The following is a 17,718-nucleotide window of genomic DNA, read 5'->3' on the forward strand; positions in this document are numbered from 1 at the left end:
AAATGCCACTGTACAAATCCATTAGCGTAAACTCACAAACTACTGTTAAAATCTGGAAGATTGAGGAATCGTATGATGAATTATTTCGACCACTCGATTTAAAACCAAATAGTCTAGAACGTGTTTTGGGCATGAAAAGCCAACTGCATCAACGTGGTTTTTTGAGTGTTAGGCATTTACTCAGGGAATTCGATTATACAGATCAAGATTTGTACTATGATGATCATGGTAAACCCCATCTTAAAGACGGTAAGTCTATTTCAATAACTCATTCTTTTACATTCTCTGGAGTGATTATTAGTGATAAAGAAGTTGGTATTGATATTGAAATGCAACGTGAAAAAATAGGTGTCATAGCTAAGAAATTTGTGGATTACGAATTCAACTATCTAGACAGGAATTCCGAAGATTACATTAGAAAATTGACAGTCATTTGGGGAGTAAAAGAGTCATTGTATAAGCTATTTTCAACACCAGGCATGTTATTTAAGGAACATTTTTTGGTGATCCCTTTCATGTTAGAAGATGATGAGACTGTTGCATGGATAGATTATGAAGGAAAGAAGTATAGATATAATACAGCTTTTTTAGAGTTTGATGGATTTACCTGTGCATACGTCATTCCATAATGAGTAGTATTTATCAAAATATAATTACGTCAAGTTTAAAATCTAAAAAATTATTAGCGGTTTTAATTGATCCTGATAAAATGAGTCTTGAAAATGCTGCAAGTTTTATTTCTAAAGTAAATTCATCAGTCGCAACACAGATATTTGTTGGTGGAAGTGAGGTTGATGAGGGCATTACAGAAGCATTGGTTATAGAGATAAAGAGATATACTAATTTACCAGTCATTTTATTTCCTGGTGATGTGATTCAAATCACGGATAAAGCTGATGGCATATTGTTTTTGTCTTTAATTTCTGGTCGAAATCCAGACTATTTAATCGGCAAGCATGTTGAAGCCGTTTCAAAATTGAAATCAACAAACTTAGAAATTATATCAACCGGTTACATCCTTATAGAAAACGGAAAGCAAACTTCAGTTGAACGTGTCAGCCAAACGAAACCCATAAAGCGAAGTACAATTCAAACTATAGTAGATACTGCTAAAGCAGGGGAGTTATTAGGTGCGAAGCTTATCTATTTAGAAGCTGGTAGTGGAGCCACACACCCAATTGAACCTGAAATCATTGCAAAAGTTAAAAAAGAATTAGATGTGCCATTAATTGTTGGTGGTGGTATTAGATCAAGCTCAGAACTAGAGTCGGCATACAAAGCTGGTGCAGATTTGGTAGTTATCGGAACTGCTTTTGAAGACAATGAAGACTTCTTTAACGAATTAAAAAAATAGCATGAAAATATCAGTAGATTTAACCTTATCGCCATTGCAAAATGATTACGAAACTCATGTCATTAACTTTATAAAACGATTAAGAGATTCAGAATTTACGGTTTTAGAAAATCCACTTAGTACCCAAATTTTTGGAGAGTATGATACGTTAATGTCATTTTTAACCCGAGAAATAAAACGTTCATTTGCTGAGGTTGATATTTCAGTATTACAAATGAAAATTGTAAAAACAGATCGAAGCGAGTATGAGCCAAATTTTTGATTTTCTTTTTGGGCAATATGCAGAATACCAAACAGTAGATATTGTATTGGAAATTATTGCTGTTGTCTTTGGTTTTCTATCGGTTTGGTTTTCCAAACAAAATAAGATTTGGGTCTTTCCAACAGGAATGATAAGCACTGTCCTTTTTGTTTACCTACTATTTAAATGGGAGCTGCTAGGTGATATGATGATTAATGCCTACTATTTTATAATGAGTGTTTATGGCTGGTTCGTATGGACTAGAAAAGTTGATGAAACACATGTAACGCCTATTTCTAGGACGATATCGAAAGAAAAGAGTACAAGTATTCTTATTTTTATTGCTACACTGATATTCGTATTTACAGTTTATAAAGCTTTTGATAAATGGAATGGTTGGGTCGCTTATGCCGATACACTCACAACGGCAATATTTTTTGTTGGAATGTGGCTCATGGCAAGGCGAAAGATTGAAAACTGGATATTCTGGATTATTGGAGACATCATATCTGTACCTTTGTATTTGTATAAAGGATTTACATTCACTAGTTTTCAATATCTAGGATTTACCGTAATTGCCATTTTTGGATATTTAGCATGGAAACGATACCTCAACAACGACCTGCAAACTGCATAAAAGTAGTTTTGTTTGGACCTGAATCAACAGGTAAGACCACACTGTCTAGACAGTTAGCCAGACATTACAATTCGGTTTGGGTACCAGAATATGCTCGAGAATATCTACAAGACAAATGGAATAATGAACGCAAAACTTGTGAACCTAAGGATTTACTGCCAATAGCTATTGGGCAGATGAAATTAGAAAACGAATTGGCTCAAAAAACTGATTCTGTTTTAATATGTGATACGGATTTGCTAGAAACTAAAGTTTATAGCGAAGCTTACTACTCAGGAACATGTGACCCGATTTTAGAAGCACATGCTCTAGAAAATTTCTATGAACTTTATTTTTTAACCTATATTGACACGCCTTGGGAAGCAGATGACCTGAGAGACAAACCTAATGAAAGAGAACGTATGTTCAAAGCTTTTGAAACTGCTCTACAAACCTATAATAAACCTTACGTACTATTGAAAGGGAATAAACAAGAGCGATTAAAAATAGCTGTTGAGCATATTAATAACCTACTAGACAAGAAAAAATGAGTTTTACGGAAAATGATATAAAATTAATAGATAAAAAGGGACTAACCCTTGAGAAAGTTGAATCACAAATAGAACTTTTTAAAACGGGAATCCCTTTTACAAACATTGCAGAAGCAGCTACGATTGGTAATGGCATCATTGGCTTAGATGGCCAGCAAATTGATGAAGCAGTAGCTCATTTTGAAATCAACAAGAGCGGCTTATCACTTCTAAAGTTTGTGCCAGCCTCAGGAGCAGCAACAAGAATGTTTAAGTTTTTATTTAAGTTTTTAAAGGAATACAATCCTAAAAAGGAATCCTTAAATGCCTTTATAAATAAAAACAACTTCAAAGATTTGGCATTTTTTCTAGTTGGTTTGGAAAAGTTTCCGTTCTATAAACAGGTTATAGAAGTTTTACAACTGCAAGGTGTCGATTTCCACCAATTGTCCTCTGGTGAAAAGGCATTGCATTTTGCGAAAACAATGCTAAACGAAAACCAACTTAATTTTGGTAATTCTCCAAAAGGTTTGTTACCATTCCATAAATATAAAAGTCATCATATTTCTACGGCTTTTGAAGAACATTTATATGAAGCAGCACTCTATGCTTCGGATGATAGAAAAGCTGAACTTCATTTTACAATATCCGAACGTTTCAAGGATAAATTTAGTGAGGAATTTAAGCGTATCGAGGAATATGTTGAGGAAAATACAGGAGTGTCTTTCAATATTTCATTTTCATATCAGCAAGAGTCAACCGATACCATAGCAGTTACACCAAAGGATGAACCTTTTAGAAATGAGGACGGTTCATTACTTTTTAGACCATCTGGTCATGGTGCGTTGTTAAAGAATTTAAATGAACTAGATGCGGATATCATATTCATAAAGAATATAGATAATGTGGTGGTTAAGCAATATAAGGAAGAGGTTGCTAGATATAAAAAAGTGTTGGCAGGAATTTTATTGAAACTGCAAACCAAAGCTTTTAAGTGTTTGAGAATTTTAGATCAATCAGAGATATCTCAACAAGAATTCAAAGACATAGAAACATTTCTAACAAACGAATTGTGTATTAAGATTTCTGGCGAATACAAGAAATATTTAGATAAATACAAGATTGAGTATTTACGAGAAAAGTTGGATAGACCAATTCGCATTTGCGGAATGGTTAAGAATGAAGGTGAACCAGGAGGAGGTCCTTTTTGGGTAAGGGATATGTATGGAAATCTGTCGTTACAGATTGTAGAATCTGCCCAAATCAATTTAAAAAATAAATGGCAGAAAGACATACTGACTAATGCCACACACTTTAATCCTGTCGACTTAGTTTGTGGTGTCAAAAATTATAAGGGTGAAAAATATGATCTTGAAAACTTCGTAGATCATAATGCCGCGTTCATAACTATGAAAACCAAGGTTGGTAAAGACCTAAAGGCGTTAGAGCTACCTGGACTTTGGAATGGAAGTATGGCACATTGGAACACTATTTTTGTGGAAGTCCCAATTATAACATTCAATCCCGTGAAAACAGTAAATGATTTATTAAAAGCACCACATCAAATTAATTAATTGTGGATGTTGAAGCTCTAAAATCTGAATTAACATTTAAAGCTGTTCGAAGTTCTGGTAGTGGAGGACAGCATGTGAACAAAGTAGCTTCTAAAGTCGTGCTTTATTTTAATCTTGAAACATCTACGGTTTTTGATGAGGATGAAAAAAAGCGCTTAAAGGAATTTTTCAGTAATAGATTAACCAAGCAAAATGTGCTAATATTGAATTCTGATGAAAGTCGAAGTCAGTTTAGAAATAAGGCCTTGGTAATCCAACGGTTTTTAGCACTTATTGAAGAAAGTCTAAAGGAAGACAAAGAGCGTAAGCCAACAAAAGTGCCTAAAGCGGTAAAACGAAAACGTTTAGAGAACAAGCGTAAAGCTTCAGAAAAGAAAGCCAATCGTAAGCCACCTAAGATTGATTAATTAATAATAATTAATCAATAATCATTTGCCAATATCCATTTGTAAACTATCTTTGCAGCGTTCTCAAAAAAGGGGTGCCAATAGGAGGCTGAGATCATACCCATTGAACCTGCGCAGGTAATGCTGCGAAGGAAATTAAGGATGATATTGTCATGCTGAACTTGTTTCAGTATCTCATTCATCAAAAAAATCAATTACTAACAAAGAATAATGACCTCTTTTTATTCGATTATAAAGTTATAATCGCGATGAAAAATTTATTCAAAAATCTCTCAAAAAACAGTAGGCAGAGATTAACAATTTTTATTTTTTTATTAAGTCTTTCTACAGTTTTTGGACAAGAAAAACAACAAGACACTACTAAAACCGAAAAACTAGATGAGGTTTTAGTAAAATCAGTCCGTGTAAGGGAAAAAGCGCCTATTACGCATTCTAATGTTACCAAAAAAGAAATTGCTAAACGCAACTTAGGGCAAGACATTCCTATTTTGCTGAACTTTTTACCGTCAGTAGTAACGACCACAGATGCTGGAGCTGGTGTAGGTTATACAGGTATAAGAGTTAGAGGTGTCAGTCCGCAATCTACCAATATTACCATCAACGGTATTCCTTATAATGATGCGGAGTCTTTAGGTACGTTTTGGGTAAATCTTGGCGACTTTGCCTCATCGGTAGAGAGTTTGCAATTACAACGTGGTGTAGGAACATCCACAAATGGTTCTGGTGCCTTTGGTGCTAGTATTAATGTATTGACTGATGCCGTTTCAAATGAAGCATCTGGTGAAATCTCAAATTCTTTCGGAAGCTTCAATACACGAAAACATACAGTAAAATTCAGTACGGGTTTAATGAACGACCATTTTGAAATTGCTGGTCGTTTGTCTAATATTTCATCAGATGGTTACATTGATAGAGCTTCTGCAGATTTAAAATCGTATTTCTTGCAAGCATCATATGTAGATGCGAATACATTGATAAAGGCTATTACGTTTGGCGGTAATGAAGTTACCTATCAAGCGTGGTATGGTATTGATGCTGAAACTTTAAAAAGCGATAGAACTTTCAACTTTGCTGGAATATACACGGATGATGATGGTAATACACAATTCTATGATAATGAAGTGGACAACTACAGTCAAGACCATTATCAGTTGCATTGGAATCAGAAATACAATAACAATTGGTCAACTACCTTAGGTTTAAACTATACTTATGGTCGTGGTTATTTTGAACAATTCAGAGAAGACGATGATTTTTCGACGTATGGCTTTGAAGAATTAACAGTGGATGGTGAAACGGTTAACACCACTGATTTAATCCGTCGTCGATGGTTAGATAATGACTTTTATGTTGTTAATGCCAGTGCCAATTATAAGAATGAGGAGTTAGATATGATTTTTGGTGGGTCTTTTAGTCATTATGATGGTGATCATTTTGGTGAAGTGATTTGGGCAGAATATGCGAGTCAAAGCGATATTAGAGATCGTTATTATGATGGTAATAGCTTAAAGAATGATTTATCCGTATTTACTAAAGCCAATTATCAGCTTAATGATAAGATAAGTTTATATGGTGACTTGCAAGTACGAAACGTCACCTATAAAACGTTTGGAAATACTTCGGATTTAGTGGACTTTGAAGTCGATAAAGCGTTCACGTTCTTTAATCCAAAGGCTGGTATCACTTACGATTTAAATTCTAATAACAGTTTCTATTTTTCTTTCGCAAGAGCGAATAGGGAGCCAAATAGAACTGATTTTGAAACTGATAATGATATTAAACCAGAACGGCTTAATGACTTTGAGTTGGGTTGGCGACATAAGAAGGGGAATTTCGTATTCAATGCAAATGCGTACTACATGCTGTATAATCAGCAATTGGTGCTTTCGGGTGGCTTAGATGATGTTGGAAACCCAATTAGAACTAATAGTGGTGAAAGTTACCGATTGGGATTAGAATTGGAAGCTATTATTCCAGTGACCCCTAAATTAACTCTACAGCCTAACATGACGTTAAGTTCTAATAAAAATAAGGAAACTATTGTGTCTTTGAATGGGGCATTGCAGAGCTTAGGAAAAACCGATATTTCGTTTTCACCAGATTTGGTAGCCGCGAATGCCATAGTGTTTCAGCCTCTAGAAAATCTTCAAATGTCGCTTTTAAGTAAATATGTTGGAGACCAGTTTATGGGAAATACGGAAAATCCTGATTCTAAATTAGACAGCTTCTTTGTAAATGATTTTAATATTAATTACACTCTGTCATTCCTGGGTAATGAGGAGTCTCAACCTATTTTCGACTCTATTGTATTTTCAGGTTTAGTGAACAATATCCTTAACGAAAAATATGTGCCTAATGGGTATTTTGGATCATTTGATTTTGAAGATCCAAATAGCTCAACGGGTATTTCTACAGGATTTTTCTCTGGATTCTATCCACAGGCCACCACAAACTTTTTGGTTGGAGTGACATTAAACTTTTAGTTAGTCACTAAATAGCTATTATTCCCAAGATCATCGACCCTGTATGGCTGTAGCGTGCAGGGTTGTGTGTTTCCATCTAAACCTTGTCCAGTAGCTAAGCCATATTGGTTGGCATCTTCACAACCGCAAACTACAATATCACCAGTGCCTGAGTCAGTCAATGTAGAGCAACCTGACGGTGTATGGCTAGGGTCAGCGGCATCCCAAGCATAAAGGGTTGCTGAATTTAAACGATATAACCAAATACCATTATTCCCTTGGTTTGACACATAGACACTATTTCCTGGAAATGCGAGTTGACTAAACTGTGGTAAATTGATATTAACCGTAAGGTTAACACCAGCATCGAATAAGAAATTACAATTGTTTCTATTGTCGTCGTCACCATTACATGCAAAAAATAAAATAGAAAGAATTATGGGTAGTTTTTTCATTGTCAATTTTTGGGCTTCAATTTACGATTATTTCAACTATACCGTAAATATTTTATATATTTGCATAGTAATCTCGTTCGCGCGGGATTTTTTTTGTGCTGAACTCGTTTCGGCATCTTTTTAGAATAAACGAATGAATTATGAGTAAAGTATCTTATTACACGGCAGAAGGACTAAAAAAATTAAGAGAAGAGCTAAATCATCTTAAAGATGTTGAGCGTCCAAAGGCGTCACAGGCTATTGCAGAAGCTAGAGATAAAGGAGATTTAAGTGAAAATGCAGAATATGATGCTGCTAAGGAAGCGCAAGGTATGTTGGAAATGAAAATCTCTAAAATGGAAGAAACTTTAGCCAATGCTCGTGTTATTGATGAATCACAATTAGATACCTCTAAAGTTTTGGCTTTATCTATAGTGAAGATTAAAAATCAAACTAATGGTATGGAAATGACCTATACTTTGGTGGCTGAAAGCGAGGCGGATTTGGCTACAGGTAAAATTTCCGTGAATTCGCCAATAGGTAAAGGTCTATTGGGTAAATCAGTAGGTGATACTGCAGAAATCCAAGTACCTAATGGTATTATGAAGTTTGACATCTTAGAGATTTCGAGATGATGAATTTTTAATTATATAAAAATCTTATTTCATATTATACATTAAAGATTCCTTGCTCAAGGAATCTTTTTTATCTTTATGAGATATTCTTTTGGGTTATGGCAACAATTTTCACAAAAATCGTTAATGGAGAAATTCCGTCATACAAGGTTGCGGAAACTAAAGACTTTTTTGCTTTTCTAGACATAAATCCAAACTCAAAAGGACACACACTTTGCATTCCCAAGAAAGAAGTCGATAAGATTTTTGACCTAGATGAGGCGGCATACATTGGACTAATGCAATTTTCAAGACGAGTAGCCATTGCTATCGAAAAGGCCATTCCTTGTGAACGTGTTGGTATGTCTGTGATAGGTCTTGAGGTTCCCCATGTTCATGTACATTTAATTCCTTTGCATTCCATGGAAGATGCACGCTTTACGAGTAAAGAAAAATTAAGTTCCGAAGACTTTGAAATCACAGCAAATAAGATAGCTTCTTACCTGTAAATTAAAAAGAAATCACACCAGTCACAGCGAGTATAATTGCAGCTACAATGAGCAGATCCAATACAATTACAACCCAAGCTAAAGGCTTTAGTTTTATTGATTTTGGTCTAGGTTCGATTGCCCGTTTTTGATAAGCCACTACACTTTCTATATCATCTGTCCAACGCACTGGAAAAATAGAAGTGTTACAATTATAACAATGAATCTCGCTTACTATTTCTTTTGAAATAGCTTTGTAAAAAGCATTCTCGACAAATTTTTGTTTAAAGGTTATTTCCAAGCCATCATTAGAGTAACACTCAGGACAGTTATTACTGAGTCTAGCTTCTTTTAGTGTGAAATATTTGTAAGTAGCCATGGGCTAAATTTAAGACAATAATTTTAAACTAATTTGAATGGTTGTTCCTTTTCCAATCTCAGAATTCAAGACTTTTATTTTACCGTTATGGTAGTCCTCAATTATTCTTTTGGCTAAGGATAGTCCAAGTCCCCAACCACGTTTTTTGGTAGTATAACCAGGTTCGAAAATCTTGGTAAACTGATGTTTGGGAATACCTTTTCCAGTATCAGAAATTTTAATATTTACAAGTTTTTCATCAGAAGATATGTGGAGCTTCAAATCTCCTTTTCCTTTCATGGCGTCAATAGCATTTTTAACCAAATTCTCTATAGTCCAGCTATAAAGTTGTGCGTTGAGATTTACAGGAATTGCATCATTGGGAGCAGTGATTTCAAAATCTATGAGTTTGGATGATCTCGATTTTAAGTAGTCGTAAGAGGATATTGTTACATCAACAATATCTACCGTTTCCAGGGTAGGAGCTGAACCAATTTTACTAAAGCGTTCGGTAATGGTCTGCAAACGATCAATATCTTTTTCAATTTCTACAATATATTCAGGATTTACATTTTCCGATTTTAAAATTTCGGCCCAACCAACAAGAGAGGATAAGGGCGTTCCAATCTGGTGAGCGGTTTCTTTTGCCATTCCTGTCCAAAGTTTATTTTGCTCGGCATTTTTAGAACTTCGATAAAAGAAATAAACAACGGCAGCAAAGAGTAGAATGATCAATAATAACGCTAATGGGTAGTACTTTAGTTTATTCAATAAGGGAGAGTTACCATAGTATAATGTTGAGTGTACACGATTTCCATATCGAATTTCTATGGGCTGATTCTCTTTTTCAAATTTTTTAATCAGTTTTAAAAGATATAGTGAGTCTTTCGCTTTTTCTTCATCGATATTTCTATAATTTAAGCTTCCGTCCGTACTGACATTTATCATTGGTGTTGTTGTATTACTAGCTATAATTACCAATGGGAGTTCCCCAATATCAGCATTTAAATCTTTCGTTAAACTCAATTCTTTTTGTGCAAAAGACCAATTTTTCATTTTATTACGTTCTTCGGCCTTAAAATTTTGGAAGAAGACGTAGGTATTCCAAAGAATGAGAGAGATGATAATAAATGAGGATAGTATAATAATCCAGCGGATTACATTTCGGTTTGAGTTAAACGTCATTGGTTAGTGCAATTTCTATTTAATATAATGCAAAACTGTTGATAATATTGTGCTTAAACAAAAGGAAAACACTTTTACTAGCAAACCAATATAGCTATATTTGTTGAAAATCAGTAGAGGGCATGATTTCATATAATCCAAAAGATTTATCTACAGGACGATTGCACGCTTATTTGTTAAGTGCCGTAGCACCTAGACCTATTGCGTTTGCTAGTACAGTTGATACTCATGGCCATCCAAATCTATCGCCATTTAGCTTCTTTAATGTCTTTAGTGCTAATCCGCCGATTATGATTTTTTCTCCCGCTAGGCGTGTTAGGGATAATACCATAAAACATACGTTACAGAATGTTGAAGCGGTTAAGGAAGTGGTCATTAATGTCGTTAATTACGACATTGTACACCAAATGTCCCTGAGCAGTACGGAATATCCTGAAGACGTCAACGAATTTGAAAAGGCTGGATTGACCATGTTGCCATCGGATGAAGTAAAACCATTTCGGGTGGCTGAATCTCCAGTACAATTTGAATGCAAGGTTAATGAAATCGTAAAATTGGGTAAAGAAGGCGGTGCAGGAAATTTAGTAATTTCTGAAGTGGTTAAACTGCATATTGCTGAAGAAGTAATGAATGCAGATGGCACAATTAACCAAGAAGCATTGGATTTGGTAGCGCGAGCAGGAGGTAGTTATTACAGTAGGGCAAAACGAGGATTTTTTGAAATTCCTAAACCACTGCGTACTATGGGAATCGGAGTCGATGCCTTACCAGAACATGTTAAGAACAGCATGATTTTAACAGGAAATAATCTAGGGATGTTAGCTAATGTAGATACACTGCCTACAGAAGACGAGGTTAATCAATTTATTAAAGATGTTAGTGAGCGCTATCCAGAAATTAAGACAGCTTCGCATAGAAGAAAACATAAATTAGCTCGAAATTATTTGAGCTACGGAGACGTAGAAAGTGCATGGAAGTTATTACTTTCGTAGTCTCAAAAAAAAGAATAAACAAATATTAAATAATTATAGATTAAGCAAAAAATGGAAGTACAAGGACGTATTAAGGTGATTGGAGAGACACAAACCTTTGGAAGTAATGGCTTTAGAAAAAGAGAGGTGGTTGTAACAACAGAAGAACAGTATCCTCAACACATCATGGTTGAATTTGTTCAGGATAAGACAGATTTATTGAATAATTACCAAGTTGGTCAGCAGGTAAAGGTTAATATCAATTTAAGAGGTAGAGAATGGGTCAACCCTCAAGGAGAGACTAAATATTTTAACTCTATACAAGGTTGGAGAATTGAGGCTTTACAAGCTGAAGCTCCAAATGGCGAAATGCCGCCTGTAGCTCCAACAGAAGCTTTCGAGCCTGTTAGTGATTTAAATGAAGACGATCACGATGATCTACCGTTTTAATTGGTAATATATATAATAGAATTAAAAAAGACTTGTTTTACGTAAAACAAGTCTTTTTTAATGAAAAAGTCCCAATGGTTAGTTGGGACTTAGTATTGTGGTTTTAGGTTTTGACCTCTACAAACAAACTTAAAAAAAGCAATGATGAACAAAAAATTTATAAATAAAGGTCAATTCAAATATCAATAAAATTCTTATACTATCAAAACTAAGTCGGCTATTTAACAGCAAAATATGATAAAACGTTTAAAATATGCACTTCCTGACGCAAAAAATAGAATTTCCTGATGTGACAGAAGCCTCTGCTGATGGCTTATTGGCAGTTGGTGGAGATTTATCCTCTGAGCGTTTATTGCATGCTTACGCCAACGGAATCTTTCCATGGTATGAAGATGCAGAACCAATTCTTTGGTGGTCGCCGGATCCAAGATTTGTGTTGTTTCCTGAGGATTTAAGAATATCTAAAAGCATGAGGCAAATTCTGAAACAAGGGAAGTTTGAAGTTTCAGTAAACAAGGCTTTTAGAGCCGTTGTAGAAAATTGTGCCAGGGCAAAGCGAGAGGGTCAGATGGGAACTTGGATTACAGACGAGATGATTGAAGCATATGTATCACTTCATAAATTAGGTTATGTAAAATCTATTGAAGTTTGGCAAGACAACGAGCTCGTTGGTGGTTTGTATGGTGTTGATTTAGGTAGTGGTGTTTTTTGTGGAGAAAGTATGTTTGCAAAAGTGAGTAATGCCAGTAAAGCGGCTTTTATTTCATTTGTACAGAACTCTAATTATAAACTTATAGACTGTCAACTGCACACCAAACATTTAGAAAGTTTGGGAGCTAAGCATATTTCCAGATCAGATTTTATGAAATTTCTTTAACCTAATTTAGACCTCATTATATCTAAAGCAAGAGACTTCATGATCGTTAACCATACCCGTAGCTTGCATATGCGCATAAATTACGGTCGTACCTACAAACTTAAAACCGCGTTTCTTTAAGTCTTTGCTAATAGTATTGCTAAGAGGCGTATTGGCAGGGGCTTTTTTATAATCCTCAAAACTATTTTGAATAGGTTCGCCATCAACGAAATCCCATATGTATTTAGAAAATGAACCAAATTCATCTTGAATCTTCATAAACGCTTGGGCATTGGTTACGGTTGCATTTACTTTCAGTTTATTTCTTATTATGCCCTCATCTTGAAGTAATTCATCAATCTTGTCTTGATTGTAATTTGCTATTGTTTTATAATCAAAATCATCAAAGGCTTTTCTGAAATTTTCTCGCTTTCGAAGTACTGTAATCCAGCTTAATCCAGCTTGAAAGGTTTCTAAGATTAGAAACTCAAACAAGGTGTCATCATCATAAACCGGAACACCCCATTCTTCATCATGGTAGGCCTCATATAGTGGGTCGCCAATACACCAGCCGCATCTGTGTTTATCCATTTTGTTTTGCTTTTTTGTTGCTTTTATATTCCCAGATTCTTATCAGAACATAGATAATCACTAGTCCATGTCTGGTATCAAAAAGACTTATGGATTCAGTTATTTGATAGTTATCAAATAAATTTAAATACTTTCCTGACAACAAAATAAAGAAAAGGACAATAATTATTGTCTTTAACAGGTCTATAAGTTTCAAATGTAAGTTTTTTAAGTTTTCACTACTAAGGTAACATCTGTCACATAATTATTGATAGTTCAGCTTTAAATTTGTAATATGATAACAAAAGAAATACCTGTGATAAACGAATTAATTTCAGAGAGCTTAAAAAAAAGTATCTCGTATGCTGAATATAGAGCTCTAGTATCTCAACTAGTTGAAGAAAACTCTACAACTGGTTCTGACAAAAGCGAAGCCATGGTTAATTATACCATGCTTAACGATAGACGCATGAGACGTTGGGACAAAGCAGTAAAAGTTTCAGACGAGTCAAAAACTAAGGTTGAAAATTTTGATAAAAAAGTCACTTGGCTAGTTATTACCGAGAGTTGGTGTGGTGATGCTGCTCATATAATGCCAGTAATCAACAAAGTGGCCGAAATTAATGGCCATATTGATTACAGAATTGTATTAAGAGATGAGAATGACAACCTTATGAATCAGTTTTTAACTAATGGGGGTAAAGCTATTCCAAAATTAATTATGATTGATACAGATACTAATGACGTTCTGGATACTTTTGGACCAAGACCTAGTGTGGCTACAGAAATGGTCAAGACCTATAAAGCAGAACATGGCATATTGACTCCTGAATTCAAGGAAGATTTACAGCGTTGGTACAATAAGGACAAAGGGCAATCTACAATTGAAGACTTGGTAAATCTTTTGTATTAACGAGTTACCGGGTTCTTAAACTTAATTTTTTCCTCTAAAAGAAAAGGTAATCGTCCCTATTTGTGACGTCTTCACTGAACTATCAAATCTAGCTTCTCTTGAATATTCTAAAGCACGATCTGTAAGACATGGATTGTTTGAGCTTGACGAGCCATTAATAGAGGCGCTAGTTACTTTGCCATCACTATTTACAGTAATGTTTACAACTATTCGTCCTCCTTTTTCACAGAGATATCTAGGAATATCATAATCTTCCATGACCCTACCTTTGAGTGAATATGTTACTGTACTTTTAGTTTTAGAATGCTCGGCAGCGGTCTTTTGATTTTTTAAGCGCTTACTAAGCTCTTCTTGAAGCTTTTTGTACGATTTAGTTTCTTCAGAATTTAGAGCATAGGCGTTACTGTTGGTCAAAGATTTATCAACGCCTGTTTCCTCTTGTACCTCATTGGCTTTTGCTTCTTCCAAAGCTTTTGTTGTGCGTTCAAAGTCATTAGCGCTGACCGTTTTAAAATTACGCATCATGTCCTTATACTCTTGGTCTTCATTAAAGACCTTATTGGTGGAAGGTCCAGTCAAATCTTCAAACTTTTCAAGTTCTTTTTCAATACGTTCTGGTTCAGGCTCTATCTCATAGTAACTCTCGGTCATAAGATCGCCTTTCTGTTTTAACTGAATGCTAAACAAAGCAAGCACTACTATTCCCGTGAGAAGAAAGGTGATAATGCCAGCTTTATATTGTTCAATTAACTTCAAATTACATCAAATTTTTGTGCATAAGGATATACGAATATAAGAACGAAAAAGTTTAGTTCTATCTTATAAACCCTTGTTAAATCATTTTTCCAAGGGAAGTGTAGCAATGAAATCTTCAGGACTTAAGGCATCTTTTACACGAAATTCACCAATGCGCGTACGTCGCAATTCAGATAAATGAGCTCCTGAATTTAAAGCTTTTCCGAAGTCGTGAGCCAAAGATCTTATATAGGTGCCTTTGCTGCAGACCACTTTGAACTTCAGTTCGAGACCTTTGATCTCTGTTATTTCAAACTCTGAAATTTCAACCTCTCGTGATTTTATCTCAACAGCTTCACCAGCTCTGGCAAATTCATAAAGGCGCTTGCCATCTTTTTTAATTGCAGAAAATACAGGTGGTAATTGTTCAATTTTACCAACAAACTGATTTGTTGTCTGATGAATCAGGTCTTTAGTGATATGGTCTGTTGGAAAAGTAGCATCGATTTCAGTTTCCAAATCATAAGAAGGTGTCGTACTGCCCAAAACAAAAGTACCAGTGTATTCCTTTTCTTGACCTTGATAGGAATTAATTTGTTTGGTCATTTTACCAGTGCAAATCACCAGTAAACCTGTTGCTAAAGGATCTAAAGTGCCGGCATGACCAACTTTTATTTTTTTAATGGAAAACGACTTTCGGATAGCCCAACGTAATTTATTTACGGCCTGGAAAGACGTCCAGTGCAAAGGTTTGTCAATGAGTAAGACTTGACCATCTTTAAAGTCCTCTAAGGTTTTCATGATGCTGTTGACCAAATTATAGCAATAACACCTACGATAATACAATAAAAGGCAAAGTAGCTCAATTTGCTTTGCTTTACGAGCTTTATCATCCATGTACATGCAAATAGTCCAGAGACAAAAGCAGCAATAAATCCAATGCTTAACGCTGTAAAATTAGAAGCATCATACGTGAGTTCACCACCCACGACATCTTTGGCAATTTTACCAAAAATCAATGGGACCACCATAAGAAATGAGAAGCGTGCTGCTTTAGTTTTGTCGTTACCTAATAAAACAGAAGTCGAAATTGTTGCTCCAGAGCGGGAAATGCCTGGAAGCATAGCTATGGCTTGCGAAATACCAATGATAAAGGCATTACTAAAAGATACTTTTTTATTGGTGTTTTTGGCTTTATCAGCAAAAAAAAGAAGTATTGCAGTTACAATGAGCATACAGCCCACTAATAATATGTTTCCACTGAAAAGCTGCTCAAGTTGTTCTTCAAAAAAAACACCGACAACTACGGCAGGTATCATGGATATGACGATTTTGCTTAAAAATTGTAAGTCTTCATTCCATTCAAACTTTAGAATACCTTTGATGATATCGAGAATATCTTTTCTAAATACAATTATGGTGCTCAATGCTGTTGCAAAGTGAAGTACAACGGTAAACATTAAGCTCTCCTCTGGTATGGAGTTATCTCCAAGAATAGCCTTTCCTAATTCTAGGTGGCCACTTGAAGATACGGGCAAAAACTCTGTAAGCCCTTGGATAATTCCAAGTATTATGGCATCGATAATTTCCATAGTCAGCAAATATCAACTAACAAAAGGCAATTTCCAAGTGCAATAATTAGAAATTGAATATAATTTTGAAATTGAGAAACCTAGGATTTAGGATTTTTCTCTTTATTTGGTTTACTAAGAATAGCATAAACCTGAATGCCAAAGCCAATTAATACGAGCGTTGGTGCTAAACGAATGCGTCTCCAGCTAAATACATCAGGATTCCAAATATTAGGATCATCACTGCCACCACCAGCCATAAGAATAAAACCAATAGTAATAAATGCTAAGCCTATAAAGAACCATTTATAGTTTTGCTTACCGAAGATAAATTCAGATTTTGATGCTTCTTTTCGTTTTTTCTCGCCCATAATTCTCTGTGCTAACTTAGTAAATGCAAATTAACGGTTTTATTTAATAGGACAGCCAAAATTAATATTTTCCTAACATCTAGTAGTACAACTGATCCGTCTTCAAATTCAAGAAGCGCTGTGTGGCAATAAAGGTGCTAATCCAAGTAATCACAATACCCAATAAAAATATACCGACGAAAAGACCAATAATCATTACTGTATTTCGGAGTAATTCCAATTCTGGGAATGTGATGTCTAAGTAGTATAAGACGATTGCCATTCCGATTAAAGCGACGATGGCGCCTATAACACCGAGCTGAACACTTTTTAAGATAAAAGGTCTACGGATAAAACTTTTGGTAGCACCTACCATCTGCATCGTTTTAATGATAAATCGTTTAGAGTACACAGCTAATCGTATGGAGCTATTAATTAAAAGTACGGCAATTAATGTGAATAATGCGCTAATAATCAACACCCAAAACGAAATTTTCTTGACATTGTCATTCATCAGCTCCACTAAGTCATTATCATAACGAATCTCTTCAATAAAAGCTTTGTTAGAAAGGCTTTCAGTGATTTCAGTAAGTTGTTCTGTAGTGACATAGTCCGCTTTTAGATAGACATCAATAGAATTCTTCAAAGGATTATAGCCTACGAAATCCATAAAATCTTCACCAGTTTCGGCTTGCATCAGTTCGGCAGCTTCTTCTTTTGAAACGTATTGCGCTTCCTTGGTATAATCTGCCATCGCTAAACTCTTTTTTAGCTGATTAACTTCAACCTGCTTAGCTTTGTCATTTAAGTAAATAGTCATCACGACTTGTTCTTTAAAATGATCGGCAACTTTTTTTGAGTTAATAACCAACAAACCTAAGCAACCTAATAGAAACAATACTAAAGCAATACTAATTACAACGGAAACGTAAGACGATATGAGTTTTCGTTTTTGATAATTGTCAAAGGATGAAGCCATAGGTACGGATTAATGTTGTAAAAATATAAAACAATTCGTTTCTGCTAAGTATTACAACGC

The 17,718-nt window shown here is 35.0% G+C and carries 23 protein-coding genes; 14 read left to right on the forward strand and 9 right to left on the reverse strand.

Going from position 1 to position 17,718, the window contains the following annotated elements:
- Positions 1 to 2 precede the first annotated feature (2 nt).
- The 8 genes from H7F21_RS04195 (at position 3) to H7F21_RS04230 (ending at position 7,205) form a co-directional block, all read left to right on the forward strand.
- Positions 3 to 629, forward strand: coding sequence for a 4'-phosphopantetheinyl transferase family protein (locus tag H7F21_RS04195; protein WP_185787964.1), 627 nt, complete (start codon positions 3 to 5; stop codon positions 627 to 629).
- Complete coding sequence (locus H7F21_RS04200) at positions 629 to 1,354, forward strand: phosphoglycerol geranylgeranyltransferase (RefSeq protein ID WP_185787965.1); 726 nt, start codon at positions 629 to 631, stop codon at positions 1,352 to 1,354. The genes H7F21_RS04195 and H7F21_RS04200 overlap by 1 nt, the downstream gene beginning before the upstream one ends.
- A gap of 1 nt (position 1,355) precedes the next feature.
- Positions 1,356 to 1,616, forward strand: coding sequence for a hypothetical protein (locus tag H7F21_RS04205; RefSeq protein WP_185787966.1), 261 nt, complete (start codon positions 1,356 to 1,358; stop codon positions 1,614 to 1,616).
- Positions 1,600 to 2,232 (forward strand): nicotinamide riboside transporter PnuC, encoded by a 633-nt coding sequence (gene pnuC, locus H7F21_RS04210; RefSeq protein WP_185787967.1) that lies wholly within the window; start codon positions 1,600 to 1,602, stop codon positions 2,230 to 2,232. The genes H7F21_RS04205 and pnuC overlap by 17 nt, the downstream gene beginning before the upstream one ends.
- On the forward strand, positions 2,193 to 2,762 hold the full coding sequence (locus tag H7F21_RS04215; protein ID WP_185787968.1) for an AAA family ATPase: 570 nt from the start codon (positions 2,193 to 2,195) through the stop codon (positions 2,760 to 2,762). Before pnuC ends, H7F21_RS04215 begins: the two co-directional genes overlap by 40 nt.
- Positions 2,759 to 4,315, forward strand: coding sequence for a DUF4301 family protein (locus H7F21_RS04220; protein ID WP_185787969.1), 1,557 nt, complete (start codon positions 2,759 to 2,761; stop codon positions 4,313 to 4,315). Before H7F21_RS04215 ends, H7F21_RS04220 begins: the two co-directional genes overlap by 4 nt.
- Before the next feature lie 2 nt (positions 4,316 to 4,317).
- On the forward strand, positions 4,318 to 4,722 hold the full coding sequence (gene arfB, locus H7F21_RS04225; RefSeq protein WP_185787970.1) for an alternative ribosome rescue aminoacyl-tRNA hydrolase ArfB: 405 nt from the start codon (positions 4,318 to 4,320) through the stop codon (positions 4,720 to 4,722).
- Between the two features lie 248 nt (positions 4,723 to 4,970).
- Positions 4,971 to 7,205, forward strand: a complete 2,235-nt coding sequence (locus H7F21_RS04230) for a TonB-dependent receptor (RefSeq protein WP_185787971.1) — start codon at positions 4,971 to 4,973, stop codon at positions 7,203 to 7,205.
- Here the strand turns inward: H7F21_RS04230 and H7F21_RS04235 are convergent.
- The gene (locus H7F21_RS04235; RefSeq protein WP_185787972.1) at positions 7,202 to 7,639 is read right to left on the reverse strand and encodes a Rieske (2Fe-2S) protein; all 438 of its coding nucleotides are present in this window, start codon (positions 7,637 to 7,639) and stop codon (positions 7,202 to 7,204) included. The genes H7F21_RS04230 and H7F21_RS04235 overlap by 4 nt on opposite strands.
- Positions 7,640 to 7,779: 140 nt before the next feature.
- Here H7F21_RS04235 and greA point away from each other — a divergent pair, with 140 nt between their 5' ends.
- Together greA and H7F21_RS04245 are read left to right on the forward strand one after the other, a co-directional pair.
- Positions 7,780 to 8,253: a transcription elongation factor GreA gene (greA, locus tag H7F21_RS04240; protein WP_185787973.1), complete on the forward strand. Its 474-nt coding sequence runs from the start codon at positions 7,780 to 7,782 to the stop codon at positions 8,251 to 8,253.
- A gap of 98 nt (positions 8,254 to 8,351) precedes the next feature.
- The gene (locus H7F21_RS04245) at positions 8,352 to 8,741 is read left to right on the forward strand and encodes an HIT family protein (RefSeq protein ID WP_185787974.1); all 390 of its coding nucleotides are present in this window, start codon (positions 8,352 to 8,354) and stop codon (positions 8,739 to 8,741) included.
- 1 nt (position 8,742) lies between these two features.
- On the opposite strand, the gene H7F21_RS04250 is transcribed toward H7F21_RS04245, so the two are convergent.
- Together H7F21_RS04250 and H7F21_RS04255 are read right to left on the reverse strand one after the other, a co-directional pair.
- Positions 8,743 to 9,099, reverse strand: coding sequence for a hypothetical protein (locus H7F21_RS04250; RefSeq protein WP_185787975.1), 357 nt, complete (start codon positions 9,097 to 9,099; stop codon positions 8,743 to 8,745).
- 9 nt (positions 9,100 to 9,108) lie between these two features.
- Positions 9,109 to 10,263, reverse strand: coding sequence for a sensor histidine kinase (locus H7F21_RS04255; protein ID WP_185787976.1), 1,155 nt, complete (start codon positions 10,261 to 10,263; stop codon positions 9,109 to 9,111).
- Positions 10,264 to 10,385: 122 nt separating this feature from the next.
- Between H7F21_RS04255 and H7F21_RS04260 the strand changes: the two genes are divergently transcribed.
- From H7F21_RS04260 to aat, 3 genes are all read left to right on the forward strand, one after another.
- Positions 10,386 to 11,255, forward strand: coding sequence for a flavin reductase family protein (locus H7F21_RS04260; protein ID WP_185787977.1), 870 nt, complete (start codon positions 10,386 to 10,388; stop codon positions 11,253 to 11,255).
- A gap of 51 nt (positions 11,256 to 11,306) precedes the next feature.
- Positions 11,307 to 11,684: a DUF3127 domain-containing protein gene (locus H7F21_RS04265; protein WP_185787978.1), complete on the forward strand. Its 378-nt coding sequence runs from the start codon at positions 11,307 to 11,309 to the stop codon at positions 11,682 to 11,684.
- A gap of 253 nt (positions 11,685 to 11,937) precedes the next feature.
- A complete protein-coding gene (gene aat / locus H7F21_RS04270; RefSeq protein WP_185787979.1) occupies positions 11,938 to 12,561 on the forward strand; it encodes a leucyl/phenylalanyl-tRNA--protein transferase in 624 nt (207 codons plus the stop codon).
- Between the two features lie 6 nt (positions 12,562 to 12,567).
- Here aat and H7F21_RS04275 read toward each other — a convergent pair whose 3' ends face one another.
- Positions 12,568 to 13,131: a DNA-3-methyladenine glycosylase I gene (locus tag H7F21_RS04275; protein ID WP_185787980.1), complete on the reverse strand. Its 564-nt coding sequence runs from the start codon at positions 13,129 to 13,131 to the stop codon at positions 12,568 to 12,570.
- A 274-nt stretch (positions 13,132 to 13,405) separates the two neighbouring features.
- Between H7F21_RS04275 and H7F21_RS04280 the strand changes: the two genes are divergently transcribed.
- Positions 13,406 to 14,023, forward strand: coding sequence for a thioredoxin family protein (locus H7F21_RS04280; RefSeq protein WP_185787981.1), 618 nt, complete (start codon positions 13,406 to 13,408; stop codon positions 14,021 to 14,023).
- Positions 14,024 to 14,044: 21 nt separating this feature from the next.
- On the opposite strand, the gene H7F21_RS04285 is transcribed toward H7F21_RS04280, so the two are convergent.
- The 5 genes from H7F21_RS04285 to H7F21_RS04305 all read right to left on the reverse strand — a co-directional run bounded on the left by H7F21_RS04285 (position 14,045) and on the right by H7F21_RS04305 (position 17,658).
- On the reverse strand, positions 14,045 to 14,779 hold the full coding sequence (locus H7F21_RS04285; RefSeq protein ID WP_185787982.1) for a TonB family protein: 735 nt from the start codon (positions 14,777 to 14,779) through the stop codon (positions 14,045 to 14,047).
- 81 nt (positions 14,780 to 14,860) lie between these two features.
- Positions 14,861 to 15,559 (reverse strand): tRNA pseudouridine(55) synthase TruB, encoded by a 699-nt coding sequence (truB, locus tag H7F21_RS04290; RefSeq protein WP_185787983.1) that lies wholly within the window; start codon positions 15,557 to 15,559, stop codon positions 14,861 to 14,863.
- Entirely contained in the window at positions 15,556 to 16,350 is a 795-nt protein-coding gene (uppP, locus tag H7F21_RS04295; protein ID WP_185787984.1) for an undecaprenyl-diphosphatase UppP, read from the reverse strand. The genes truB and uppP overlap by 4 nt, the downstream gene beginning before the upstream one ends.
- A gap of 80 nt (positions 16,351 to 16,430) precedes the next feature.
- Positions 16,431 to 16,700 (reverse strand): DUF3098 domain-containing protein, encoded by a 270-nt coding sequence (locus H7F21_RS04300; protein WP_185787985.1) that lies wholly within the window; start codon positions 16,698 to 16,700, stop codon positions 16,431 to 16,433.
- A 79-nt stretch (positions 16,701 to 16,779) separates the two neighbouring features.
- Positions 16,780 to 17,658 carry a cell division protein FtsX gene (locus H7F21_RS04305; protein ID WP_185787986.1) on the reverse strand — a complete coding sequence of 293 codons (879 nt, stop codon included), beginning with the start codon at positions 17,656 to 17,658 and terminating at the stop codon, positions 16,780 to 16,782.
- Positions 17,659 to 17,718: the final 60 nt, after the last annotated feature.

This window comes from Winogradskyella flava (assembly GCF_014243395.1).
GTDB classification, from domain to species: Bacteria; Bacteroidota; Bacteroidia; order Flavobacteriales; family Flavobacteriaceae; genus Winogradskyella; species Winogradskyella flava.